Genomic DNA, 23,729 nt, shown 5'->3' on the forward strand with positions numbered 1-23,729 from the left:
CGCGCCATGGCTACCAGTGTTCACCCGGGCCCTTCCCTCGCGCTCCGCATGCCGCACGCTTATCGCGTGCTGTGGGCGCTGTTGGTGGCGCTGGTCCTGCGCGGGCTCGTTCCCCCTGGCTATATGCCCGACACGGGCGCGCTGGGACAAGGCCGGGTCACCCTGACCCTTTGCACCGCCGCCGGTACGGTCTCGACCGTCATCGTGTCCCTGGCTGGTGAACACCCCGACACCTCGCAGCCCGGCCACCAGGCCGCCACCGGCCTGGATTGTCCCTTTGGCCTGCTGACGCATCTGGTCCCGGCGCTGCCGCTGCCCGCGCTCGCCATGGCGCCGCTGCGGCTGGCGGCCACGCCGGCGCCGGCGGTCACGTCCCGGCAGGCCCTGCCCCCGCTGCCGGCCCAAGGGCCGCCGCTGGGGCCGCGCGCCCCGCCCATCCTGCGCGGCTGATCGCCGCCCGCACGGCACGCCCGCCCGGGCGCGCCGGCGCTGGCTCGCATCGATACCCGAATCCCGGCACCCGTATCAACGGGGCCGCTTGCGTGTCCGCCCGCCCTCGCCCGGCGGCCGTGGCATGCCGGGCGCGATGCCGGCCGCGGTCGCCGTTTCCGCCTCTCGACCATGCCGCGCGCGGCCCCGCCCCGGGCCGTGATTTCCGCCGTTTCCGCGAGCCCGCAGACCATGACAACGACCTTTTTTCTGGCGGCGCAAGACGCCGCCTCCCTTCCCTATCGGCCCACCGCCACGCCGTGCCGCGATTGCCGCCTGCGCGCGGCCTGCCTGCCGCGCCATCTGAGTGAGGCCGAAACCGCCTGCCTGGGCGACGCCATCGATACCCGTATCCGCCTGAAACGCGGCGACGTGCTGTTTGAGCAAGGCGCCAGCCACGACGCGGTCTTCGCAGTGCGTGTGGGCAGCCTGAAAACCCAATGGCGGGCCTGCGGCAATCCGGATCAGGTGGCGGGCTTCCATATTCCCGGCGATCTGCTGGACTTTTCCGGACTGTTCGACCGGCGGCATGCGACGACGGCGCTGGCGCTGGAGAACACCGAGGTCTGCGTGATACGGCTGGAAGCGCTCGACGCGCTCGGGCTGCGGTTCCCGCGGGTGCCGCTGCTGGTGCGCGGACTCATGAGCGCCGAATTGGCGCGCCTGCAGCGCCTGATGGCGCTGGCCCGCTTGCGCGCCGAGCAACGCCTCGCCGCATTCCTATTGGATTTGTCCGACCGCTACGCGGCCCTGGGTTATGCCGCGGACAGATTCTGCCTGCGCATGACCTACGGCGACATCGGCAGCCTGCTGGGCATGACGCTGGCCACTGTCAGCCGGCTGCTGGGGCAACTCGCGCGCGACACCGGCCTGGTCATCCATGCCAGGCAGGTCGAGATCACCGACCGGCAAGCGCTGCGCGCCGTGGCCGGCGGCGCCTGTCTGCAGCCTCGGCCGCACCGCTCCCTGGACGGCTGACGCCGGCCATCGTGACGCGCGGCCCGGGCCGCAAACGTCAGGATGGCTGCTTTTTTCGTCCTGGGCCGCGGTTCCGCCAAATTTGGCACAGGCCCATATATTCTGGAATGATTGGCACTTCGGTTCTTCTTATGATTCAACCTCTACTCCGTCTTTGTGATCTCGCGTTGCAGGAACGCGCCTTCATCGACCATATCGCGCCCGCCCGGGCCGACGATCCCATTGCCGACCGCCTGCGGGAACTGGGCTTCGTCAAGGGCGAGCCCCTGCGGCTCACCGCAAGCGGGCCATTGGGCGGCTCGCCCCTGCTGGTGGCGATCGGTACGACCCGGTTCGCGCTGCGGCGCGACGAAGCGGCGCGGGTGATGGTCACACGCGAGGTGACGCATGACTGATGCCGCGCTGCGACTGGTGCTGGTGGGCAATCCCAATGCCGGCAAGACCGCGCTCTTCAACCAACTGACTGGCGGCCGCCAGAAAGTCGCGAACTACGCCGGCGTCACCGTCGACCGCAAGGAAGGATTCTTCACCACGCCCGCCGGCCGGCGCGCGCGCATCCTGGATCTGCCCGGCACCTACAGCCTGACGGCCGCCAGTGCCGACGAGCAGGTCACCCAGGACGTGCTGCTCGGCCGCCATCCCCGCGAAGTCCGGCCGGACCTGGTGGTGATGGTGATCGATGCCACCAATCTGCGCCTGCACCTGCGGCTGTTGTTGGAAATGCGGCGCCTGGACCTGCCGATGGTGGTGGCCCTGAACATGGCGGACGAGGCGCGCCGCCGTGGCATCGACATCGACGTGCCGGCGCTGTCACGGTGCCTGGGCGCGCCGGTCATCGAGACTGTCGCGGTGCGGCGCGGGGGGGCCGGGGCGCTGCTGGCGCACTTGGACGCGCCGCTCCCGCCACAGTCCCCCCTGCACCCCGTGGCCGATCCCCAGACCGAGCTGCGCCGGATCCTGGCGGACACGGTGCACATGCCGGATACCGCCACCGCCCGCGATGACCACATCGACCGCTGGACCCTGCATCCCGTCTTCGGGCCGTTGATCCTGGCGCTGGTCATGTTCCTGACGTTCCAGGCGGTGTATGCGATTGGCAAGCCGCTCACCGACGCCATCGCCGACGGCATCGCCGCCCTGGGCAACTGGGCCGCCGCGGGGCTGGCCGACGGGCCTTTCAAGAGCCTGCTGCTCGAAGGCCTGTTCGGCGGGCTGGGCACGGTATTGGGGTTCCTGCCGCAAATCCTGGTGCTGTTCCTGTTCATCCTGATGCTGGAGGAATCCGGCTACCTGCCGCGCGCCGCGTTTCTGCTCGATCGCGCCATGGTGGCGGTGGGCCTGACCGGCCGTGCGTTCATCCCCCTGCTCTCCAGTTTCGCCTGCGCCATTCCCAGCATCATCGGCAGCCGCAGCATCCCCGACCGGCGTGACCGCCTGGTCACGATCCTGGTGGCGCCGCTCATGACCTGCTCGGCCCGCCTGCCTGTGTATGCCCTGCTGATCGGCGGCTTCATCCCCGATGTGCCGGTGCTGGGCGTGTTCAACCTGCAGGGCACGGTGCTGTTCGCGCTGTATGCGGGCGGCGTTGTGGCCGCGCTCGGCGTTGCCTATTGCGCCAAGCGCCTGCGGCCGGCCGCGGCGGCGGCGGCCCTGCTGATGGAATTGCCCGCCTACCGCCTGCCCAAGTGGCGCGATATCGCCATCGGCCTCTGGGAGCGGATCTGGATATTCCTGAAGAAGCTGACCGGCGCCATGCTGGCGCTGACCGTGTTGATGTGGTTCATCGCCCATTTTCCGGCGGCCCCGGCCGACGCCGCCGGGCCGGCCATCGAATACAGCTTCGCCAGCACCCTGGGCCAGTGGATGCAGCCCCTGTTCGCGCCGCTGGGCTTCAACTGGCAGATCACGCTGGCGCTGATCCCGGCCTTCGCCGCGCGCGAATCGGCGGTCGCCACGCTGGCCACGATCTACAGCGTGGCCGACGGGCAGGATGCCGCGCTGGGTCATATGCTGGCCGGCAATTTTCCGGTCGCCAGCGCCTTGTCGCTGATGGTGTGGTTCGCGTTCGCGCCGCAGTGCATGTCGACCCTGGCCGTCATCAAGCGCGAAACCGGCGATTGGCGCAATGTGATCCTGTCGTTCGGCTATATGTTCGCGCTGGCGTATTTCGCCACCTTCGCCACATATCGTCTCGCCGGGTGGCTGCTGTGATGCCCGCTGCCCCTGGCCAGGCGTGGCAATACGCGCTCGTGACCCTGGCCGTGGCGGGCAGCGCGCTCGCCACGGCCGCGCACCTGTCGCCAAGGCTGCGGGCCTGGCTGCGCAAGTGGGCGGCGCGGGGCCTGATGCAGCGGCGCCTGCCCACGCCACTGCGCCGTCTTGGCGGACGCCTTGCGGTGACGCGTCCGCGGGCTTGCGGGCAAGGCCGCGGATGTGCGGGCTGCTCGGGGCCGGCGCCGGGCACGGCCCGCGTGTCCATCCAGCCGCCACGTAGCCGGCGCCAAGACTAGCTGCGCCGGTCCGGCGGCGGGCGCTCACCGGGATGCGCGGGTCACCCGGAGGCGGGAAATAAATCGCGCCGGCTTGACCGCGGTCAAGCGCGGCGGCGGCGGCGGCGCGATGATGAGGCATGCGGCATTCCCGCAACGCCCTTCCCCGCCTGGAGGTTCCATGAAAAACGTACTCATCCCCGTCGATGGATCGGCCAATGCCCTGCGCGCCGTGCGCTATATGATCGAGCATATCCGCGAACACGGGCCGTGCAACCTGCATCTGTTGAACGTGCAACTGCCCATCGTCTCGGGCGCGGTACTGGCCTTCGTGTCGAGCGACATGATCCAGCAGTATTACGAAGACGAAGCCAGGACGGCGCTTGCCGACGCCCGGGCGGCGCTGGACAAGGCGGGCATCATGTACCAGTCCAATCTCAGGGTCGGCCAGATTGCCGAGACCATACAGGCCTACGCCGCCGAGCACCAATGCGACCATATCGTGATGGGATCGCGCGGATTGGGCGCCGCCGGCAGCCTGATGCTGGGCTCGGTGGCATTGAAGTTGCTGCATACAGTGCACGTGCCCATCGTCATGGTGAACTAGCGGACGGCGCCCGCGTGGCCGGACCGAAACCTGCGCGGCGCCATGGAGGCTCCATGTTCCCGTTGCGTCTTTGCCCAATGCGGTACCGGCCGCGCGGCGCCGGCGCCTTACCGCCGGTCGCGGTACCCCGCCCCTGCCCCGCCCGCCCGGCCTTGCCTGCCTGGCGCGGGTTCTTGTGCCGCATCGCCCTGGCCGGCCTGCTGCCCTTGGCTGCCGGCCAGCCGGCACAGGCACAGCCGGCCCCCCAGGACGTGGCGCGGGCGTTCAGCGCGGAGGTCTCGCCGGTGCTGGCTCCGCCCGCCGAGGAACAGGCGCGCTATGGCGCACTGGCGGTGGAGGCGCTGCGCGCGGCCGGCATCACGCCGCTCGGCCCGCAGTTCGTCCTGGTGGTGGACCGCGATGTCAACGTCCAGGCAGCGCTGCTGTACTGGCTGTCCCAGCCGCCGGTTTTCCTGGGCGCCGCGCCGGTATCGACCGGCCGCGTCGGCCAGTTCGATCATTTTGAAACGCCCATTGGTGTCTTCACCCACTCGTTGGCCAACCCCGACTTCCGCGCCGAGGGCACCCGCAACGCGAACGGCATCCTGGGCTATGGCATCAAGGGCATGCGGGTCTACGATTTCGGCTGGCAGACCGCGAACAAGGGATGGGGCAACCACGCGCCCGCCACCATGCGGCTGCAGATGCATGCAACCGATCCGTACCGGCTGGAGCAACGCCTGGGCACCGCGCAATCGAAGGGCTGCATCCGCATCCCGGCAACGCTCAACCGGCTGATCGACCGGCTGGGCCTGCTGGATGCCGATTACGAACTGGCGGCGGCGCTGGTGACGCCGCCCTGGGTGCTGCTGCGCGACCGCACGCCGGTGGCCGGCGCCGGCCGCTACCTGATCATCGTCGATACCGTCCGCGCCAACCGTCCACCGTGGGCGGCGCCGGCCAAGCCCGAGCAAGGAAAACCATGACGTCCGTGCCCTCCAGTGCCGAGGTCGACCGCCTGCACGCCTATTGGCAGGCCAGCAACTACCTGTGCGCGGGGATGCTGTATCTGCGCGACAACCCCCTGCTGCGCCGGCCCCTGGCGCCGGATCAAATCAAGCGCCGCATATTGGGGCATTGGGGCACCTGCCCCGGCCAGACCTTCACGCTGACCCACCTCAACCGCCTCATCCGCGAACATGATCTCGACCTGATGTATGTATGCGGCCCCGGCCATGGCGCGGCCGCCGTGCTGGCCCACGCCTATCTCGACGGACACTATTCCGAACGCTATCCCGACTGCTCGCAGGACGAAGTGGGCATGCTGCGCCTGTTCCAGCGGTTCTCCGCGCCGGGCGGCATTGGTTCGCACTGCTCGCCGCATGTGCCGGGATCGATCCATGAAGGCGGCGAACTCGGCTATAGCCTTTCGCATGCCTTCGGGGCCGCGTTCGATAACCCGGCGCTGATCGTCGCCGCGATGGTCGGGGACGGCGAGGCGGAGACCGGGCCGCTGGCCGCCTCGTGGCAGTCGGCCAGATTTGTGAACCCGGGACGCGATGGCGCCGTGCTGCCCATCCTGCACCTGAATGGCTACAAGATCGCCAACCCCTCGCTGCTGGCTCGCATCTCCCATGCCGAGCTGCGGGCGCTGTTCGAAGGCTATGGCTATCGCCCCTGCTTCGTGGAAGGCGACGACCCGCCCGCCATGCACCGGAAAATGGCGCGCGCGCTGGGCCAATGCCTGGCGGAAATCCGCGCGATCCAGGCGCGGGCGCGCGGCGGCGGCTGCGGCTGCGCCAACACCCATATCCGCTGGCCGATGATCGTGCTGCGCACCCCGAAAGGCTGGACCGGACCGCGCCACTTCGACGGCCACGCGGTGGAGAACTCGTGGCGAGCGCACCAGGTTCCCCTACCCGACCCCGCGAGCCGGCCCGATGCGCTGCGCGCCCTGGAAACCTGGATGCGCGGCTATCGGCCCGAGGCCTGCTTCGACACGGCCGGCCGGCTAGTCGCCGACCTGCGCCAGTTGGCGCCAAGCGGAGACCGCCGCATCAGCGCCAACCCCCACGCCAACGGCGGATTGCTGCGGCGCGCGCTCGAACTGCCGCCGGTTGCCGCCTACACCCAGGCCGTGGCCACGCCTGGCGGCGTCGACGCCTCGCCCACGCAGCGGTTGGGCGAGTACCTGCGCGACGTGATGCGGGCCAATCCCGACCGCTTCCGCCTGTTCGGGCCGGACGAAACCGCCAGCAACCGCCTGGAGGCAGTCTACGAGGCCAGCGGCAAGACCTGGATGGCGCAGCGCCTGGACAGTGACGCGGACGGAGGCAATCTGTCGCCCGACGGGCGCGTCATGGAGATCCTGAGCGAACACACGCTGCAGGGTTGGCTGGAGGGCTACACGCTGACCGGCCGGCACGGCCTGCTGGCCACCTACGAGGCTTTCGCGCACGTCATCGACTCGATGTTCAACCAGCACGCCAAATGGCTGGACAAGGCGCGTCACCAGGTGCCCTGGCGCGCGCCGGTGCCGGCGCTGAACCTGCTGCTGACATCGGTGGTCTGGCGCCAGGACCACAATGGCTTCAGTCACCAGGACCCGGGGTTCCTGGATGTGGCCGCCAACAAGCATCCGGACGTGGTGTGCATCTACCTGCCGCCGGACGCCAACTGCCTCTTGCGCGTGGCGGAGCATTGCCTGGCTTCGACCGGCTACGTCAACGTGATCGTGGCGGACAAGCAGCCTCACCCGGTCTACCTGGCCGCGGACGAGGCCACCCGCCACTGCGAGGCGGGAATCGGCGCCTGGGACTGGGCCGGTACCCATACCGAGCACGAGCCGGACGTGGTGATCGCCTGTGCCGGCGATGTGCCCACCGGCGAGGCACTGGCCGCCGTGGCGTTGCTCAAGGCCTTGTTCAGCGGCCTGAAGATCCGCTTCGTCAACGTGGTCGACCTGTTCACCCTGGTGCCCCAAGCGGTGCATCCGCATGGCCTGTCCGATGAGGCGTTCGACCGCCTGTTCACGCTCGACAAGCCCGTGATCTTCAATTTCCATGGCTATCCGGCGCTGATCCACCGGTTGTGTTACCGGCGCCGCAATCATGGAAATTTCCACGTGCATGGCTACCGCGAACAGGGCGACGTCAATACGCCCTTCGAACTGGCCGTGCTCAATGGCATTGACCGCTACACCCTGGCGATCGACGTGCTGGCGCGCGTGCCCCGGCTACACACCAGTGGCGCCGCCGCCCGCGCGCAATTGCTGGCGCGGCGCGACCAGCAGGTTGCCCATGCCCGCGCCGAAGGCATCGACAGCGAGGAGATCCGCAACGGCAGATGGCCCGCGCCTGGCGCGCGCGGCGATTGACGCCGGTCAATGGCCGCGGCGGACGCGGATCGATACTGTCTGTATTTCGCCTATTGAGGGAGACCCGCCGTGTACCAGCGCATTCTCGTGCCCGTTGACGGCAGCGCCACCTCGGCGCTCGGCCTGAAAGAGGCTTGCCAGCTGGCGCGCCTCACCCATGCCAGCCTGCGTCTGATCCACGTCATCGACGAACTGTCGTTCGCCATGGCCTTGCAGCCTGGCGGCCACGACGCGGGCCCGTTGCTCGACATGTTGCGCCAGAACGGCACTGAAATCCTGCAGACGGCCCTGGCGACCGCCCGGGAGCAAGAAATCAAGGCCGACAGCGTGCTGTACGAAAGCCTGGACAAGACCGTGGCGCAGCGCGTGCTGGCCGAGGCGGAGGAATGGAAGGCGGACCTGATCGTCATCGGCACCCATGGCCGCCGCGGCGTGCGGCGCCTGATGCTGGGCAGCAGCGCCGAGGAAGTGCTGCGCAGCGCCGCGATTCCGGTGCTGCTGGTGCATGGTCCGCAGGGCGCGCCGTAGTCAGGCCAGCGTCACACTGTCGTTCTGCTCCACCGCGCGGCAGCGCCAGCCCAACTCGTCCTTGATGCGCAGGCGCAGCGCGTCGGCCGCGCCGGGTTCGCCATGGACGATGAAAGTCTCGCGGGGCGGCCGCTCGAATCCGCCCAGCCAGCGCAGGATTTCATCGGCATCGGCATGCGCCGACAGCATGGCCAGGTTATCGATCTCGGCGCGCACCGGGATATAGCGGCCATGGATCTTGACCGACGCCGCGCCATCCAGCATGGCCGCGCCGCGTGTGCCCATGGCCTGGAAACCCGCGAACAGCACCGTGTGGCGCGGATCGGGCAGGTAGTGCTTCAGATGGTGGATCACGCGGCCGCCGGTGGCCATGCCACTGGCCGACACGATGATCTTCGGCATCGGCGAGGTATCGAGCGCCTTGGACTGTTCTACCTCGGTCACATAGGTCGCCACGCTGAAGGCCGCACGCGCCTCGGCCCGCGTCAGCCGCTGGTCGGCCAGGTGCCGCAGGTAGACGTCCACCGCGCCGCTGGCCATCGGACTGTCCAGGAATACCGGCAGGTCGCGCGGGATGCGCCCTGCCTGCTTGAGCTGCCATAGATAGAACAGCAGCGCCTGCGCCCGTCCCACCGCGAACGAGGGAATCACCAACGTCCCGCCCCGCCTCACGGTGCGCGTGATGATGGCCTCCAGGGCATCCAGCACGCCTTGCTTGCTGTGCGCGCGGTTACCGTAGGTGGATTCGACCACCAGGTAGTCGGCCTGCGCCACGGGCCGTGGCGCAGGCATGAGCGGATCGTCATAGCGCCCCAGGTCGCCGCTGAACACCAGCCGGCCGCCCGGATACTCCAGTTCGACGATGGCGGCGCCCAGGATATGGCCGGCGCGGCGCAACCAGGCCCTGCAGCCGCCGGGCAGGTCGATCGCAGTGTCGATATCGACCGGGCGCAACGCCGCGATCGCGCGCTGGGCGTCCGCCACCGTATAAAGGGGCAGCGCCGGCTGGTGGCTGGAAAGGTGGTGCCGGTTCAGGTAGTCGGCGTCGGCTTCCTGCAGATGGGCGCTGTCGAGCAATAACAGGCGGCACAGGTCGAGCGTGGCGAACGAGCAATGGACCGGGCCGCGAAAGCCGTCACGCACCAGCCGCGGCAGATAGCCGGAATGGTCCAGGTGCGCATGGGATAGCAATACCGCGTCGATCTCGGCGGGCGCCACCGGAAAAGGCGCCCAGTTGCGCAGGCGCAGGGTCTTGACGCCCTGGAACAGGCCGCAATCGAGCAGGACCCGCCGGCCCTCGATTTCCAGCAAATGGCGCGAGCCGGTAACGGTGCCGGCGGCTCCCAGGAAACGCAGCAGCGGACGGTTCGACATGGTTCCTCCTTGCGGATGCGCCGCCAGCATCGCACGACGCGGGCGCGCGGCAAACGACGCTCAGTGCGCGGCTTGACCTAGATCAAGACCGCACGCAGCGGCCGGCTCATGATGGAAACAAGGCAATGCGCCAGCCAGCGTAACGCCTTTTTCCCTGGAGAACAGCATGCGCGCGAGCGAACTCATGACTCCGAACCCATATTGCGTCAATGCCAGAACGCCCGTCTCGCACATCATGCGTGCGATGGTCGAGCGGGAAATCAGCGCCGTCATGGTCCTGGGCGACGACGGCACGCTGATCGGCCTGGTCAGCGAAGGCGACCTGGTGCGCCGGCAGGACTCCGCCCATCAGAAGAAGCTCGACCATTGGCTGGCACTATTGGCCGAGGGCGAAGCCCTGAACCTGGAATTCCTGCACAGCCTGCAACTGAGCGAACGCTCCGCCGCCAGCGTCATGAGCAGCCCCGTCATCACGGTCGAGGAGTCCGCGCCGTTGTCGCGGATTGCCGACCTGCTGCTCAAGCATGCCATCAAGCGCGTGCCCGTCACCCGGGAGGGCAAGTTGGTCGGCGTGGTCAGCCGGCGCGACATTCTGCGCGCCCTGCTGGCCCAGGAAGAGTCCGCCCCATCCTCGCGCACGGAGGCATCATGACCCGCATCGGCATTGTTTTCTATTCCCGCAGCGGCACCGCCCGCGCGGTAGCCGAGCGCCTGGCCGCCATGACCCACTGGCCGGTCCATGAGATCCGCGATCGCCAGCCTCGGGTCGGCTTGCGCGGGGACCTGCGCTGCATCGCCGATATCCTGCTCAAGCGCACCCCGGCGTACCGCTATGACGGGCCGGCCCTCGATGCCTATGACCACGTGGTGCTGGTCGCGCCGGTCTGGCTGCGCGCGCTGGCCGCGCCCATGCGCGCCTTCCTGCTCAATGAGCGCCAGTGGATAAAGACATACTCGGCGGTCTGCGTGATGTCGGGCTATGGCGGCTTTCGCGCCGTCGACGACATGGCCAGCACAGTTGGGGCCAAGCCGCGCTCGATCCTGCTGCTCAAGCAGTTCGACGTGCTGGCGGGCGAAAGCGACGCCTCGCTGTGCCGTTTCAAGGCGCAATTGCAGGCGTTCGGCGGCGCCGGCGACTGGGACGACCCGGTGCTGCCCGCCGTCGACTGAGCATCGCGCGACGACCGAAAAAAGGGGATAGGCCAGCGTCTAGCCCATCTGGCCCCGTGCATCCCGACTATGGCGCAGGTTGGCAAACTGTGCTGCAATGGTTTGAAATCTTCTGCGAGTTCGGTACGTGCACATCCCATCTGCCCATGGAGCCACCGGCCAACACGCCTCCGCTTCTCGATATCATCCAGTCCGCTACGGAACCGATCATCACGGTTGACGCGCGCCAGCGCATCGTGATGTTCAACCCGGCGGCAGAGCGCGTGTTCCTGCGCGAAGCCGGCCAGGCCGTCGGCGCCCCGCTGGATATCCTGATCCCGGCACGCTTTCGCGCCGTCCATGCCAGGCATGTGGAGCGCTTCCAGCAAACCGGCATTTCCGAACGCAAGATGGGCCTGGGCGCGCCGCTGTGGGGGCTGCGCGCCAACGGCGAGGAATTTCCCATGGAAGCCTCGATTTCCCAGACCCGCGGCGCGGCCGGCGTGTTCCTGTCCATCTTCCTGCGCGACATCACCGAACGGCAACGCGTGGAACAGGCCCTGCTGGCCTCGCGCGACGAGCTGACGCGGCTGTCCAACGCCCTGCTGCACGTGCGCGAGCAGGAAAAGAAGCACATCGCGCGGGAACTGCACGACGATCTCGGCCAGGGCCTGACGGCGCTGACCATGGAACTGTCGCAACTGGCCTCGTGCCTGCCGCCGCACGAGCGCGATGCGCATGAACGCGTCGAGGCCATGCGCCGCCTCATCAAGCTCACCTTCACGTCGCTGCGGCGCATCGCCGCCGACCTGCGGCCCGTCATGCTGGACGATCTCGGGCTGGCCGCGGCGATCGAATGGCTGGTGTCGAATTTCGTGTCCCGTTATGGCATTCAGACCGACGCGCGCATCGATGTCGGCCCCGACGAACCATCCAAGCTGGCGGCGACCACCCTGTTCCGCGTGGTCCAGGAAGCGCTGACCAACATCGCCAGGCACGCGCAGGCCAGCCAGGCGCAGGTTCAGCTCACGTGCAGCGCCACCGAGTGCTGTCTGATCGTGCAGGACAATGGGATCGGCGCCTCGCCGGAGAGCCTGACCCGCAAGGTGCCTTTCTCGCTCGGGCTGCAAGGCATCCGCGAACGCGTGCGGCTGCTCAACGGCGAGGTCAGCATCACTACCCGCAAGCAAGGAGGTTTTCGCCTGAAGGCCACGCTGCCGGCGCAGCCGGCCCAGCCGCCGTGGGAGGCGCCATGATTGCCGTCATGCTGGCGGACGACCATACCCTGGTGCGTGAAGGGCTGTGCCGCCTGCTCGAATCGGCCGGCGGCATCTCGGTGCTGGGGCAGGCCAACAATGGCACCGAAGCGCTGCGGCTGCTGGCCGAGCGGCCGTGGGACCTGCTGGTGCTGGACCTGTCGATGCCCGGCCATGACGGCATCGATCTGATCCGCCAGATACGGCGCGACTACCCCGCCGCGCCGATCCTGGTGCTGACCATGCACGGCGAGCCCCAGTATGCGGTCCAGGCGATCAAGGCCGGCGCGGCCGGCTACCTGACCAAGGACAGCGCCGCCACGGAACTGGTGCAGGCGGTGCGTCGGGTGGCTGCGGGCGGCCGCTACCTGAGCCCCTCGGTGGCCGAGAACATCGCCTTCGAGCGGCATGGCGACGGCGACCAGCAGCCACATCTGCTGCTGTCCGATCGGGAAGCGGCGGTCTTCCGTCACCTCGCCCGTGGCCTGAACAATGCCGATATCGGTCGGCTGCTGTTTCTGAGCGTCAAGACGGTCAGCACCTACAAGAGCCGGATCCTGGTGAAGATGCGCTTGCGCAACCAGACCGATCTGGTGCGCTATGCGCTCAAGCATCGCTTGATCGACGACGAGGACAGCCCTGGCGGCTGAAACGTCGGTCTGATGTAGGAATATTCCTACATCTGTAGGCCAGTTCACATAAAAAGCGGCGCGTAGCGCCGATAGCGCCGCCTCCGGCGGCCGTCCATACTGACTAGCGTATGCGTGCCGGTTGCGCGCCGGCCTCCCTGAATGGATGTCTGCCTGCCAAAGAGGTGCAACCATGGATACGACTTTGTTCCCGCTGCCGACTCCCCTGCCGTCCCGCCAGTCGCCGGCCGGCGACTGCATGTCCTGCGTCATGGCCCGGCTGTGCCGCGCGCCGAGCGAAGAAGCATGCCTGGCGCCAGCCGCGCGCAGCCGGCGCAGCGTGCGCCGGGGTGAAGCGCTCTATCGTGCGGGGGATGCGCTGCACAATCTGTATCTGCTGCGCGCCGGCTCCATGAAGATCCGTGTCACCAACACGTCCGGACTCGAACAGATCACCGCGTTTCCCGTGGCCGGCTCGCTGCTGGGCCTGGACGCCATCGAAACCGGCATCCATACCTGCGATGCCATCGCGCTGGAGGATTCGGTCACCTGCGCCCTGCCCTACCGTGAACTGGAGGCCAACTGCGAGCGCGATGCCGATGTGGGACGGCAGTTCCATCGCCTGATCGCGCACGATATGAATCAGTGCCAGCGCCTGTTGTTGACGTTGGGCCGCATGACGACCGACGAGCGTCTTGCCAGCTTCCTGGTCGACACCTCCGAGCAGATGGCCGCGCATGGCTATTCGCCGCGCAAGTTCGTATTGAAGATGACACGCGAAGATATCGCCAACCACCTGGGCATGAAAATCGAAACCGTGTGCCGCGTCTTCTCGCGCCTGCAAAGCGCCTCCCTGCTCCACGTCAGCAAGCGTCACCTGGAGATCCTGGACGTCGAAGCCCTGCGCCGCATGAGCTGCGGCTGATCTGGCCCCCGCGGCGCCCCGCCGGCATGATTGCGTTTGGTCAATGTCGGGCGGCGCGGCGCGCCTATGCTGGAACTTCCTGGCCGCGCGGCACCCGTGCCCGCGCAGTCCCCCATGGAGGATCCCGCCATGCAGCTCGAATACGAACCCCATGCCACGCTGTACAAGTACGGTCTCAATAGCTTCCTGGCCTCGGCCTGCGGCTATTTCGACATGCTGCGGCAGTTGCGCACGCTGCAGCTCAAGACCGACAAGGAGATGCTGGCCTTTGTCGAGAACACCCGCGCCGAAGTCGATGCCGCCGACACCGTGGGCGCCGTACTCGCGCTGCAACAGAAATTCATGATGGAGTTGATGGGCCGCGAAATGGCTTATCTGCGCGATCTGGAGAAGATCGGGCGCGAAGCCTCAGCCGCGACCGTCGCCGCTATCCGCAGCAGCCAGAGCCCCTGGCAGGAGCGCATGGCGCAGATCGCCGAAGGCGCCGCGCAGTTCCTGTCGCAGGGCAACGGGACCGGCGGCGATCGTCACGCTCAGACCAGCGCATAGCCGGCCCAGGCGCCGGCGATCATCAGCAGCAATCCCGGCACCACCTGGGCGGCGAAACGGCGCCCGCCGCTGGCGGCCGCGAACACCGCCTTGCTCACGGTGTTGGCTGACAGCGCCGCCAGCACCGGCACGGCCGCCTGCGCAGGCAGAATCCGCTCGGACGCCACCAGCGTCGCCACCGAGACCGCCGCCGCGTGGGTGTCGGCAAACCCGCCGAGCAGTGCCGCCAACGCGATGCCCTGCTGCCCCAACCACGCGTTCAGCGCCGCCGTCCCGACCAGCACCGCCGCCGCCACCAGCGCCAGGGTCAGCGCCGCCTGCAGCTTGAAGGGCCGTCCGGGTTCCATCGGCGTGGCGGGCGGTTGCCGCATCGCCCTGAAGAGAAACATCCCGCCATAGGCCAATGCCGCCGCGCCGCTGCATGCAAGGGGCACTATCAACGCCTGCAGCGTGGCCGGGCTGACCGCCAGCAGTACCGCGGCCATCAGCATCAGGGTGGAAATCGAGGACAGCACCGCGCCCGCCACCGCGGGCCCCATAAGCGACGGCTCGGCGCGCGCGCGCTGCCCCATGGCCCCGATGGTCACCGTGCTGGAAATGAAGCCGGACGCAAAACCCGCCAGCGGCAATCCGATACGCGGACCGAACAGCCGCAGGGCGACGTGGCCGGCGGCGCTGACCGCCATCACCAGTACGGTGAACTTCCAGACGGTGCGCAGATTCAGGGCCTGAAACGGTCCAAGGTAGGTGTCCGGCAGCATCGGCAAGACCACCAGCGCGGCGGCCGCCAGGATCAGCGCATCGACCAGCTCGTCGCGGCTTAGCACCTTGCGCACGAAGCGATGCAAGCGCGTGCGCGCGGCCAGCACGATCGCGGCCGTGACCGCCAGCCCGGACGCCAACGCCGGGTCATGCAGGCACAGGCTGCCCAGCAGCAGGTTCAACAGCAAGGCCGTCCCGGTGGCCATGCCCTGCCCCGCGCCCGTGGCGCGCTCATGCACCAGCAGCACCAGTCCCAGTCCCACCGCCGCCAGGCCCACCAGCAGCGGCCCCCCCAGGTACATGGCCACCGCACCAACCAGCGATGTCAGCGCGAAACTGCGGACCCCGGCGGCCGGCCGCGCCGACCCGGCGCGCTTGCGCCGTTCACGCTCCACGCCGATCAGCAGGCCGATGCCCAGCGCGATGGCGAACGGGAGGGGAGTCTGCGTGTCCATGATGTCCACAGTGTGTAACAGTGGCGCGGCCACCGCCAGAAACGCCATTGTTGCGCCAAAAGATGCCCTGCGGGAATCGGCAATGCGGCCGATTCCCCGCCGGCGCGCGATTTCCACACCGCTTGACTCCCGTCAACAACAATGCGAGGGGCGGCTCCTACCGTAAAGCCATCCCGCCCTTCCGGAGAACTCGCATGTACCAACGTATTCTCGTCCCCGTCGATGGCAGTCCCACCTCGGACCGCGGTCTGCAGGAAGCCGTCCGCCTGGCGCAGCTTACCCATGCGCACCTGCGCCTGATCCATGTGATCGACGAATTGTCGTTCGCGCTCGGTATCGATGCCTACGGCTATGCCGCGGGCGAGTTGCTGGAGCTGTTGCGCAAGGATGGCGCCGAGATGCTGCAACACGCCACCGCATCGGTGCGCGCCCAAGGGGTGCCGGTCGACAGCGTGCTGTATGAGAACCTGGACAAGACCGTGCAGCAGCGCATCATCGCCGAGGCTGAAATGTGGAAGGCCGACCTCATCGTGATCGGCACGCACGGCCGGCGCGGCGTGCGTCGGCTGGTGCTGGGCAGCAGCGCCGAGAGTGTCCTGCGCACCTCGCCCGTGCCGGTCCTGCTGGTACGCGCGCCGGAAGACGCGGCCTGAACCGCCGCCGCGACCCTACGGAACGCGGCGCGCCGCCGCTTCGTCCCCGCAGGGCGGAACTGCCTCCTGGCACATGAACAATGGCACCTTGACGAACTGGCTTCCCGACAACGACAAGCCGCGGACGATGCGGTCCACCGACAGGATGAAACCGGCGATTGGCGCGATCGCTGGCGCGCGCCACCGCCGCCAAGCCGGGCTGAGAAGCGCCGCGCTACGCCGCCGGCAGGCGTGGCAGCGCGCCTTCCGCCAGTCGGCGCGCCACCGGCCCCTTTTTCGCCTCGGACCAGAACGCGGGCTGTCGCAGCAAGCGCTTGCCGGCCTTGCGCGCCTCGGCATCCGCCTTGCGCCGCAGTCGCCGGCAGGTGTCGACGACGCGTTGCCGCGCCAGCTTTCCGGTGGCAAGGCTGACGCAGGTATCCTGCGCCAGCCGCGCCGCGGTGCGCAGGTCCTGCGAGCTGCCCTGGGCCGATTGCAGGCCGGCCAGGGCCTTGGCATAGCGTTCAAGCCCGCGGCTGGGACACAGCTGCAGCAACGCCTCGCTGGCATAGCGCAGCCGCTTGGCCTGGATACGCGCCTGATGCTGGCGCCGGGCGCCCTGCCCCGCCGTGTCCAGGCGCTCGCGCAGCGCCGCATCCCATTGGCCGAGCCGACGACGCACGGCGCGGTACAGCGCCTTGGGTTCGTGCTCGGCCAGGGCGGCATGCAATTCCTCGCTGCGCTCGCGCAATAATCGCACCATACCGTCGAACCGCTCACTGCGCAGGCTGGCGTACATTTCGGCGTGCGCCAGCGCGGAACGCGCCTGGGCACGGTGCATCGAGACCGGCCGGTCGATATCCGGCTCCGCATCGCATAGCCGCGGCAGGACTTCCGTCACGAAGACGTCCCAATCCCGCGCGCGCGACAGCGGCTGCATGGCCCAGGCCACTTCCCGGCGCAGCATGCGGCGCATAGGTTGTCGGTCGGCCGGGCGTGGCAACAGATCTGACAAGGCGCACAATCGCCGGACATGGATCCGCAGATCATGGATCAGGTCAGCCTCGGCCGGCCCCACCGCCGCTTCGCCCTCGCCCAACCGGCGCACGCGGCTGCGAATCTCGCCGCACCAGATTGTGGCAACGGCCTCCAGCCCGTCATGCAGTGGCGATGGCGATGCGGCTCCGGCATCGCCATCGCCTTTGGCGCGGGCGGGGCGCGTGGCAGCGGGGGATTCCCGCGCGGTGCCACGATTGGCCGGTTTCGGCCGTGTTGATCGTGTCATGACCACACTCCTCCTAATGGGGATTACTGCCACGGTACTCGCCAGCGCGCCAGGCTTGTTGACGCCGGTCAAGCTCGCGGCGCCCACGGGCTTCGCGCGACCCCAATTTTTCGGTTGACCAGACTCAATACGCGCCCTCCCCTGCGCGCGAGACTGGGAATCCGGGACGCCTGGATCGCGCCAGGGTCAAGCCCGCGTGCCGGCCGCTCCGTTTATTCCCAGTAGCCATTGGAGATTCAACATGAAAGACGAAGAACTACGCCGCAATGTCCTGGACGCCCTGGAATTCGACCCACGCATCGACGCTTCAGGCATCGGAGTCGCCGCAGCTGGCGGCGTTGTCACACTGACCGGCCACGTCGGGAGCTACAGTGAAAAGTACGACGCCGAGCGGATCGTCTCGCATCTCAAGGGGGTCAAAGGCATCGCCCAGGACCTTGAGGTGCGCACTGCCCTGCAGCAGGAGAATTCGGATGACGAACTGGCCCGGCGCGCGATCAGCAGCATTGGCTGGAATGTGTCGATCCCGGACGACAAGATCCAGGTCAAGGTCCAGCAGGGATGGGTCACGCTGACGGGCAAGGTCGACTGGCACTATCAGCGCGCAGCCGCTGAAAGCGCCGTGCGCCGTCTTTCCGGCGTCAAGGGTGTGTCCAACCAGATCGCTCTCGAAGCCGCAGTGCCTGCGGGCGACATCAAGGAACGTATCCAGAATGCGCTCAAGCGCAGCGCGGAACTGGAGGCCAATGACATTCAGGTTTCGGTACGCGACCGCAAGGTCACACTGACCGGCAAAGTCAGGAGCTGGGCGGACCGCCACACGGCCGAACTGGCCGCCTGGAGCACCCCCAGCGTGGCGGGCGTGGACGACCGCCTGGAAATCCGCTGACGGTTCCCGCGCTATTGCGCCGTACCACCCGCAGCCGGCGGCACGACAGTATCCTCCGATGCGGCGCTTGCCAGTGGTATCCGGACGCTGCTGGCCCGCCCCCAAGACCCGCGCGCTGGCCCGGAACGAGCCACGCTTCACGGAATCAGCACGGCGGTGGCTTGCAGGCGGCCCTGGCGCAGGTCTTCCAGGGCCGCATTGGCATGCTCGAGCGGATAGGCGCGGACCTCGCAGTGCACCCCCGCCGTGGGCGCGAGCGCCAGGAATTCCCGGCCGTCCGCGCGCGTCAGATTGGCCACCGACACCAGCTTGCGCTCGCCCCACAGCAGGCGGTAGGGAAATGCGGGAATATCCGTCATGTGGATGCCGCCGCAGACCACGCAGCCGCCTTTGCGCACCGCTTGCAGCGCCATCGGCACCAATTCACCGACCGGCGCAAAGATGATGGCCGCGTCCAGCGGTACCGGTGGCGCATCGCCACTGCCGCTGGCCCACACTGCCCCCGACGCGCGCGCATGGTTTTGCGTAGCCGTGTCCCCCGCGCGCGTGAAAGCATACAGGCTGCGCCGTTGCCAGGCGCAAATCCGTGCCAGCACCTGACCCGCCGACCCGAAGCCGTACACGCCGAGCCGCGCCGCCTCGCCCGCCGCGCGCAACGCGCGCCAGCCGATCAGGCCCGCGCACATCCAGGGCGCCATCGACTCGGGCGCGCCCTGCTGCGGCAGCGGATAGAGATAGGCGGCGTCGGCCAGCATGTGCGAGGCAAAGCCGCCGTCCCGCGTGTAGCCGGTGAACGCGGCCGCATCGCACAGGTTTTCGCGTCCGGACAGGCAGAACTCGCAGCGCCCGCAAGTCCACGCCAGCCAGGCCGCGCCCATCCGCCTGCCCAGCAGATCGGGGGAGACGCCCGCTCCTGTTGCCTCGACCACGCCAACCACCTCGTGCCCGGGTGTGACGGGATAGCGCAGGTCCGGCAAGTCGCCGTCCACCACATGCAGATCCGTGCGGCAGACCGCGCAGGCCTCGACCTTGAGCCGCACCTGGCCCGCCGCCGGTTGCGGCGTTGGCCGCCGCTCCAATGCCAGCGCCGCGCCCGGCGCCCGTTGCGACATGACTCTCATGGCACGCCCCGCGCCGTGGCCGCGTCAACCCACCAACAGCCTGTCGGCGACGTCGACCACGCCGGGCGCCGACCAGGCAGCGCGTTCGGCCGCGCCACGCTCGATCCAGCTGTTGACGGTGCCGTTGAGCGTGACCTTGTTGTCCTGGACGCTGACCTGGATGCGGCTGGATTCCAGCTGGGCGCTGCGCAGCAACGCTTCCTCGATGCGGCGCTTGATGTCGCCGGCACGCGCGCTGGGCGCGACTTCGATCGCATTTGAAATGCCGATCACGCCCGAGAGCTTGCGTACCGCGCGTTCGGCGGCGTCGCGCTGGTAGAACCAGTCCACCGTGCCGCTCAGCGTCACCCAACCCTTCTGCACCGTGACTTGCACCTTGCCATCGGGCACGGTGCAATCCCAGGCGATGATGCTCAATGCGCGCGCGGCGATCTGGTCGTCCGCCAACTGCTTGGCCGAAGCCGCGCGTACCTCGATTTCCTGGGCGATCCCGCGCACGCCCTTGACCCGCTGCACGGTGTGCTCGGCGGCCAGTTTCTGCGCATAGCTTTCAACGTGGCCGCTGAGCGTCACCACGCCATTCTCCACGGCCACGCCGATATGCAGTTCGTCGATGCTGGGTTCGAACGCCAGCGCCTGCCGAATCCGCTCCCGCAGTGCTTCGTCACTCATGATGCTCTCCTGGTCATCGGACCAGGCGCCCCCGGTCCACTTATCTTGCGAGGATGCGCGGCGTCATTCGATCTGCAGCGTCTTGCCTTGGCTGCCCGCCATTTTCGGCAGCGTCAGCACCAGCACGCCGTTTTCGCACGCGGCCTTGGCGGCGGACGAATCGATCGGGCTGGCCAGGGTGACCGAGCGCTCGATCTGGCCCCAGTAGCGTTCCTTGCGCAGGACCTTGCCTTCGTCCTTGACCTCGCTGCGCTGTTCCTTGTTGGCGGAAATCATGACGGTGGCCCCGTCGATCTGCACCGAGATATCCTTCTTGTCGACGCCCGGCAGTTCGGCCTTCAGGACATACTTGTCGCTGTCCTCGGTGACGTCGATGTCCATGCGCGGCAATTCGCCATCGGCGCGTTGCCGCATGGGCCGCAGAAAGGCTTGAAAGACGTCCGAGAACGGATCGGCCGAGAGCGGGCTGTAGGAAGTGAGACGGGACATGATGGCTCCTTCGATGGCGGTGTGGACACACCTGTCCCGCCATCTTGAGCCCTCGTCTCCGGTGCTCGTTGACCTTTGTCAAGAAGGCATCGCCATTCAGTCACCGCGCCCGTAGCATCCCAGGAACATCGCCACCGCCGAGTCCACCACCCGCTCGCGCTCGGCCGCGCCCAGCGGCGGCTGCCCCAGCGTGACCTGCGGCCAGAAGGCGAAGCTCTTGATCAGCCCCTGCAATTGTTGGCCGGCGAATTCCGCGTCCTGTGCCGCCAGGCGGCCGTCGGCGATGGCGGCGCGGACCCAGGCGGTTTCACCGCCCTCCTTCGCGCCCATGCGGCAGACGATGGCCTGCGCCCGTTCCGGCGTGTGGATGATCTCGGCCATCGCGACGCGCGCCAGGTCGATGAAGTTCGGGTCGCCCAGCAGTTCCAGTTTCCGCATCAGCAATTGACGCAGTTGCGCCGCCAACGGCTGGTCGGCGCGGTAGACGACCGTGGCGTTGGCGATGCTGCGGTTCCACAGATGCTCCAGCATCCGCCCAAACAGCTCGTCCTTGCTGGGGAAATGGTTGTAGACCGTGCGCTTGGACACGCCGGCCGCGGCGGCGATGCGATCCATGCTGGTGGCTTCATAGCCCGCCGTGCGGAACTCCTCCACGGCGGCGCGGAGGATGGCTTCGCGCTTTTTGTCGGTGAGGCGCTGGGAGGCTTCTGCCATGAGGATGTCCTGATTGGGAGGTGAGGAAAATTCTACACTCAGCGGTGTACTTTCATGGAAAAAGTAATTACACTGGCCAGTGTACTTTTTGACCTCCCCGCCCCCCCCTTTCTCCTGCCAGGAATCGCGCCGTGACCGCTCCGCTGCCCGCCCCCCTCACCCCGCCGGCCGCTGCTCCCGCCGCCTCTTCGACGCATCATCGCGACGGCCGCTTCCACAATGGCCGTCCACGCCCTTCCCTGGGGTTCTGGCAGGGGCTCAAGCTGACCTGGGCCTTCCTGTTCGGCAAGCCGGCGGGCACCGTGCCCGACCAGCCGATTCCGGTGCGGCCGCTGAGCCGCGCCGAACTGAGCGCGGCGCCCGACCGCAGCCTGTTCCGGCTCGGCCATTCGACCATCCTGATGAAGTTGCGCGGCCGCTACTGGCTGACCGATCCGGTGTTCTCCGAGCGCGCCTCGCCGGTGCAATGGGCCGGGCCGGCGCGCTTTCATGCGCCGCCGATCGCCATCGATGACCTGCCACCCATCGCCGGCGTGATCCTGTCGCACAACCACTATGACCATCTCGACCGCGCCGCCGTGACCCGCCTGGCGGCGCGCGCCGGCCGCTTCATCGCGCCGCTGGGCGTGGGCGACCAACTGATCGCGTGGGGCATCGATCCGGCCAAGGTGGAACAGTTGGACTGGTGGCAATCCACCGAGGTCGAAGGCCTGCGCCTGACCGCCACGCCGGCGCAGCATTTCTCGGGCCGCGGCCTGGCCGACAGCGACCGCAGCTTGTGGGCCTCGTGGGTCATCGACGACGCCGGCATGCGCGTGTTCTTCAGCGGCGACAGCGGCTATTTCGATGGCTTCAAGGCCATCGGCGATGCCTTCGGCCCGTTCGACCTGACGCTGATGGAAACCGGGGCCTATGACAAGCGCTGGGCCTTCGTGCACATGCAGCCGGAGGAGACCCTGCAGGCCCACCTGGACCTGCGCGGGCGCTGGCTGCTGCCGATCCACAACGGCACCTTCGACCTTGCCATGCATGCCTGGCAGGAACCGTTCGAGCGCATCGCCGCGCTTGCCGCCGAACGCGGGGTGGCGCTGGCCACGCCCGAGATGGGCGAGCGGCTGGACCTGGAGGCGCCGCATCCGGGGTCGCCCTGGTGGCGGGCGGTTGTCGCGCGCCAGCCGGCGGCCGGTACGCGCCGCTACCTGGCGCCTTGCCGGGCCCGGTGAGCCGGCAAGACCGGTCACCGCGGCGGCGCGTGGGGGCCTTCTCTGGCCGTCGAGCCGTATGGCCCCTTGTGCTAAGGTGCCCCATCGGCAACCGGCTAATGACAAGAAACATGCGGAATCCCCAGATCTGCCCGCGGCCGTTGCTGGCCGCCGCCCTGGTGGCGCTGGCCCTGGCCGGCCCATTGCAGGCGCGCACCGTCTACAACGAAAAGGGGCTGCGGGTCGAAGAGACCGACATCGGCTTTCAGGATTACCTGGAAGGCAAGCGGCGCAATGCCAGCCAATACACCCTGACCTACCAGCGCCAGCCGCTCTGCGGCAAGGGCGTCAAGCTGGGCGAACGCTTCCTGCCGCCGGGCGATCCGCGCCGCGCGCGCGACTATTTCTGCGGACCGGCCAAGGCAATCAATGGCCATGGGGTGCTGGCCTTTGTCACACGCACCGCCGGCCACGGCAACCTGCTGTACCTGGATGTCGGCGGCGGCGACCTGCGCATCACCGACATCCCCGTGCAGAAGGAAGGCGATGGCGACGGCATCGGCGGCCTGGTGTTCCTGAATGCCGGAGTACCCGGCTGGACGCGCTACGAGAACGGCGGGTACGAGACCACGCTGATCCGCCACGAGCCGTTCCAGGCCGTGAAGCTGGGACGCGGCCGCCTGTTGGATATCGACAATGGCGTGGCCTTCCTGCTGGTGCCGCGCGACCAGGAAGTGCAGACCGTCAAGCCGGCGAGCGTGGGCCAGACGGCCAATGGCACGCCGGTGGTGATCGCGGCAGCGCTGCGCCAGCGGCCGACGCCCGTGCGCTTTCGGGCGGTGGACCTGGCGACGGGCCGCGAGCTGGCCAGCGTGGCGGCGCGCGATGCCTGCCTGGATGCGCCGAGCATGGATTTCTGGGGCACCGGCGGCGCGTCGTCGGCGCAGGTGCCGTTCGCCGAATTGGCCGTGTGGCGGGCGCGCAACCTGGTCTACGTGGCCGGGGCCAAGCCAGCCTTGCGCCTGGCAGCGGCCAATGAATTGCGCCCGGTGGCCAACTGCCAGCGCGATTGGCGGCCGGCGCGCTGAGGCGCCCCACCCCGCTTCGATCTTCTCGGCCACGGCGCGGCGCGAGGTCTGTCCAGGCGCGGTCGCGCCGGCAGGCCGCACCGCGGCATCCT

The 23,729-nt window shown here is 68.3% G+C and carries 26 protein-coding genes; 19 read left to right on the forward strand and 7 right to left on the reverse strand.

The window, feature by feature from the left end:
* Positions 1–48: 48 nt before the first annotated feature.
* The 9 genes from K2W61_RS22975 to K2W61_RS23010 all read left to right on the forward strand — a co-directional run bounded on the left by K2W61_RS22975 (position 49) and on the right by K2W61_RS23010 (position 8,446).
* The gene (locus tag K2W61_RS22975; protein ID WP_236756642.1) at positions 49–450 is read left to right on the forward strand and encodes a DUF2946 domain-containing protein; all 402 of its coding nucleotides are present in this window, start codon (positions 49–51) and stop codon (positions 448–450) included.
* A 231-nt stretch (positions 451–681) separates the two neighbouring features.
* Positions 682–1,467, forward strand: a complete 786-nt coding sequence (locus K2W61_RS22980; RefSeq protein ID WP_175139917.1) for a helix-turn-helix domain-containing protein — start codon at positions 682–684, stop codon at positions 1,465–1,467.
* A gap of 131 nt (positions 1,468–1,598) precedes the next feature.
* On the forward strand, positions 1,599–1,862 hold the full coding sequence (locus tag K2W61_RS22985) for a FeoA family protein (protein ID WP_236756643.1): 264 nt from the start codon (positions 1,599–1,601) through the stop codon (positions 1,860–1,862).
* Complete coding sequence (feoB, locus tag K2W61_RS22990; RefSeq protein ID WP_236756644.1) at positions 1,855–3,678, forward strand: ferrous iron transporter B; 1,824 nt, start codon at positions 1,855–1,857, stop codon at positions 3,676–3,678. Before K2W61_RS22985 ends, feoB begins: the two co-directional genes overlap by 8 nt.
* The gene (locus K2W61_RS27915; protein ID WP_419761616.1) at positions 3,678–3,977 is read left to right on the forward strand and encodes a DUF6587 family protein; all 300 of its coding nucleotides are present in this window, start codon (positions 3,678–3,680) and stop codon (positions 3,975–3,977) included. Before feoB ends, K2W61_RS27915 begins: the two co-directional genes overlap by 1 nt.
* A gap of 160 nt (positions 3,978–4,137) precedes the next feature.
* On the forward strand, positions 4,138–4,563 hold the full coding sequence (locus K2W61_RS22995; RefSeq protein ID WP_175139920.1) for a universal stress protein: 426 nt from the start codon (positions 4,138–4,140) through the stop codon (positions 4,561–4,563).
* Between the two features lie 173 nt (positions 4,564–4,736).
* On the forward strand, positions 4,737–5,528 hold the full coding sequence (locus K2W61_RS23000; protein WP_236756645.1) for a L,D-transpeptidase: 792 nt from the start codon (positions 4,737–4,739) through the stop codon (positions 5,526–5,528).
* Positions 5,525–7,918: a phosphoketolase family protein gene (locus K2W61_RS23005; protein WP_236756646.1), complete on the forward strand. Its 2,394-nt coding sequence runs from the start codon at positions 5,525–5,527 to the stop codon at positions 7,916–7,918. Before K2W61_RS23000 ends, K2W61_RS23005 begins: the two co-directional genes overlap by 4 nt.
* Positions 7,919–7,987: 69 nt before the next feature.
* Positions 7,988–8,446, forward strand: a complete 459-nt coding sequence (locus K2W61_RS23010) for a universal stress protein (protein WP_175139923.1) — start codon at positions 7,988–7,990, stop codon at positions 8,444–8,446.
* Here K2W61_RS23010 and K2W61_RS23015 read toward each other — a convergent pair whose 3' ends face one another.
* Positions 8,447–9,820: an MBL fold metallo-hydrolase RNA specificity domain-containing protein gene (locus tag K2W61_RS23015; RefSeq protein ID WP_236756647.1), complete on the reverse strand. Its 1,374-nt coding sequence runs from the start codon at positions 9,818–9,820 to the stop codon at positions 8,447–8,449.
* A gap of 184 nt (positions 9,821–10,004) precedes the next feature.
* Between K2W61_RS23015 and K2W61_RS23020 the strand changes: the two genes are divergently transcribed.
* The 6 genes from K2W61_RS23020 to K2W61_RS23045 all read left to right on the forward strand — a co-directional run bounded on the left by K2W61_RS23020 (position 10,005) and on the right by K2W61_RS23045 (position 14,328).
* Complete coding sequence (locus K2W61_RS23020; RefSeq protein WP_236756648.1) at positions 10,005–10,472, forward strand: CBS domain-containing protein; 468 nt, start codon at positions 10,005–10,007, stop codon at positions 10,470–10,472.
* Positions 10,469–10,990, forward strand: coding sequence for a flavodoxin family protein (locus K2W61_RS23025; RefSeq protein WP_236756649.1), 522 nt, complete (start codon positions 10,469–10,471; stop codon positions 10,988–10,990). The genes K2W61_RS23020 and K2W61_RS23025 overlap by 4 nt, the downstream gene beginning before the upstream one ends.
* A 146-nt stretch (positions 10,991–11,136) precedes the next feature.
* The gene (locus K2W61_RS23030; protein WP_175139927.1) at positions 11,137–12,225 is read left to right on the forward strand and encodes a PAS domain-containing sensor histidine kinase; all 1,089 of its coding nucleotides are present in this window, start codon (positions 11,137–11,139) and stop codon (positions 12,223–12,225) included.
* Positions 12,222–12,875: a response regulator gene (locus K2W61_RS23035; protein ID WP_175139928.1), complete on the forward strand. Its 654-nt coding sequence runs from the start codon at positions 12,222–12,224 to the stop codon at positions 12,873–12,875. Before K2W61_RS23030 ends, K2W61_RS23035 begins: the two co-directional genes overlap by 4 nt.
* A 172-nt stretch (positions 12,876–13,047) precedes the next feature.
* Positions 13,048–13,779 carry a helix-turn-helix domain-containing protein gene (locus tag K2W61_RS23040; protein ID WP_236756650.1) on the forward strand — a complete coding sequence of 244 codons (732 nt, stop codon included), beginning with the start codon at positions 13,048–13,050 and terminating at the stop codon, positions 13,777–13,779.
* Positions 13,780–13,845: 66 nt separating this feature from the next.
* Positions 13,846–14,328, forward strand: a complete 483-nt coding sequence (locus K2W61_RS23045) for a hypothetical protein (protein ID WP_175139929.1) — start codon at positions 13,846–13,848, stop codon at positions 14,326–14,328.
* Here K2W61_RS23045 and K2W61_RS23050 read toward each other — a convergent pair.
* A complete protein-coding gene (locus K2W61_RS23050; protein ID WP_175139930.1) occupies positions 14,313–15,545 on the reverse strand; it encodes an MgtC/SapB family protein in 1,233 nt (410 codons plus the stop codon). The genes K2W61_RS23045 and K2W61_RS23050 overlap by 16 nt on opposite strands.
* A gap of 194 nt (positions 15,546–15,739) precedes the next feature.
* Between K2W61_RS23050 and K2W61_RS23055 the strand changes: the two genes are divergently transcribed.
* On the forward strand, positions 15,740–16,198 hold the full coding sequence (locus tag K2W61_RS23055) for a universal stress protein (RefSeq protein WP_175139931.1): 459 nt from the start codon (positions 15,740–15,742) through the stop codon (positions 16,196–16,198).
* A 214-nt stretch (positions 16,199–16,412) separates the two neighbouring features.
* Here K2W61_RS23055 and K2W61_RS23060 read toward each other — a convergent pair whose 3' ends face one another.
* Complete coding sequence (locus K2W61_RS23060) at positions 16,413–17,462, reverse strand: CHAD domain-containing protein (protein WP_175139932.1); 1,050 nt, start codon at positions 17,460–17,462, stop codon at positions 16,413–16,415.
* A 241-nt stretch (positions 17,463–17,703) separates the two neighbouring features.
* Here K2W61_RS23060 and K2W61_RS23065 point away from each other — a divergent pair, with 241 nt between their 5' ends.
* Positions 17,704–18,351, forward strand: coding sequence for a BON domain-containing protein (locus K2W61_RS23065; RefSeq protein WP_236756651.1), 648 nt, complete (start codon positions 17,704–17,706; stop codon positions 18,349–18,351).
* A gap of 137 nt (positions 18,352–18,488) precedes the next feature.
* On the opposite strand, the gene K2W61_RS23070 is transcribed toward K2W61_RS23065, so the two are convergent.
* From K2W61_RS23070 to K2W61_RS23085, 4 genes are all read right to left on the reverse strand, one after another.
* Positions 18,489–19,472, reverse strand: a complete 984-nt coding sequence (locus K2W61_RS23070; protein WP_419761617.1) for a zinc-binding alcohol dehydrogenase family protein — start codon at positions 19,470–19,472, stop codon at positions 18,489–18,491.
* Between the two features lie 24 nt (positions 19,473–19,496).
* Complete coding sequence (locus tag K2W61_RS23075; RefSeq protein WP_175139935.1) at positions 19,497–20,144, reverse strand: BON domain-containing protein; 648 nt, start codon at positions 20,142–20,144, stop codon at positions 19,497–19,499.
* A gap of 63 nt (positions 20,145–20,207) precedes the next feature.
* Entirely contained in the window at positions 20,208–20,633 is a 426-nt protein-coding gene (locus tag K2W61_RS23080; protein ID WP_175139936.1) for an Hsp20/alpha crystallin family protein, read from the reverse strand.
* A 96-nt stretch (positions 20,634–20,729) separates the two neighbouring features.
* A complete protein-coding gene (locus tag K2W61_RS23085; RefSeq protein ID WP_175139937.1) occupies positions 20,730–21,347 on the reverse strand; it encodes a TetR/AcrR family transcriptional regulator in 618 nt (205 codons plus the stop codon).
* A 131-nt stretch (positions 21,348–21,478) separates the two neighbouring features.
* Between K2W61_RS23085 and K2W61_RS23090 the strand changes: the two genes are divergently transcribed.
* Positions 21,479–22,570, forward strand: coding sequence for an MBL fold metallo-hydrolase (locus tag K2W61_RS23090; RefSeq protein WP_236756653.1), 1,092 nt, complete (start codon positions 21,479–21,481; stop codon positions 22,568–22,570).
* Between the two features lie 110 nt (positions 22,571–22,680).
* Positions 22,681–23,637: a hypothetical protein gene (locus K2W61_RS23095; RefSeq protein WP_175139938.1), complete on the forward strand. Its 957-nt coding sequence runs from the start codon at positions 22,681–22,683 to the stop codon at positions 23,635–23,637.
* Positions 23,638–23,729: the final 92 nt, after the last annotated feature.

Source organism: Achromobacter pulmonis (assembly GCF_021733725.1).
GTDB classification, from domain to species: Bacteria; Pseudomonadota; Gammaproteobacteria; order Burkholderiales; family Burkholderiaceae_B; genus Achromobacter; species Achromobacter pulmonis.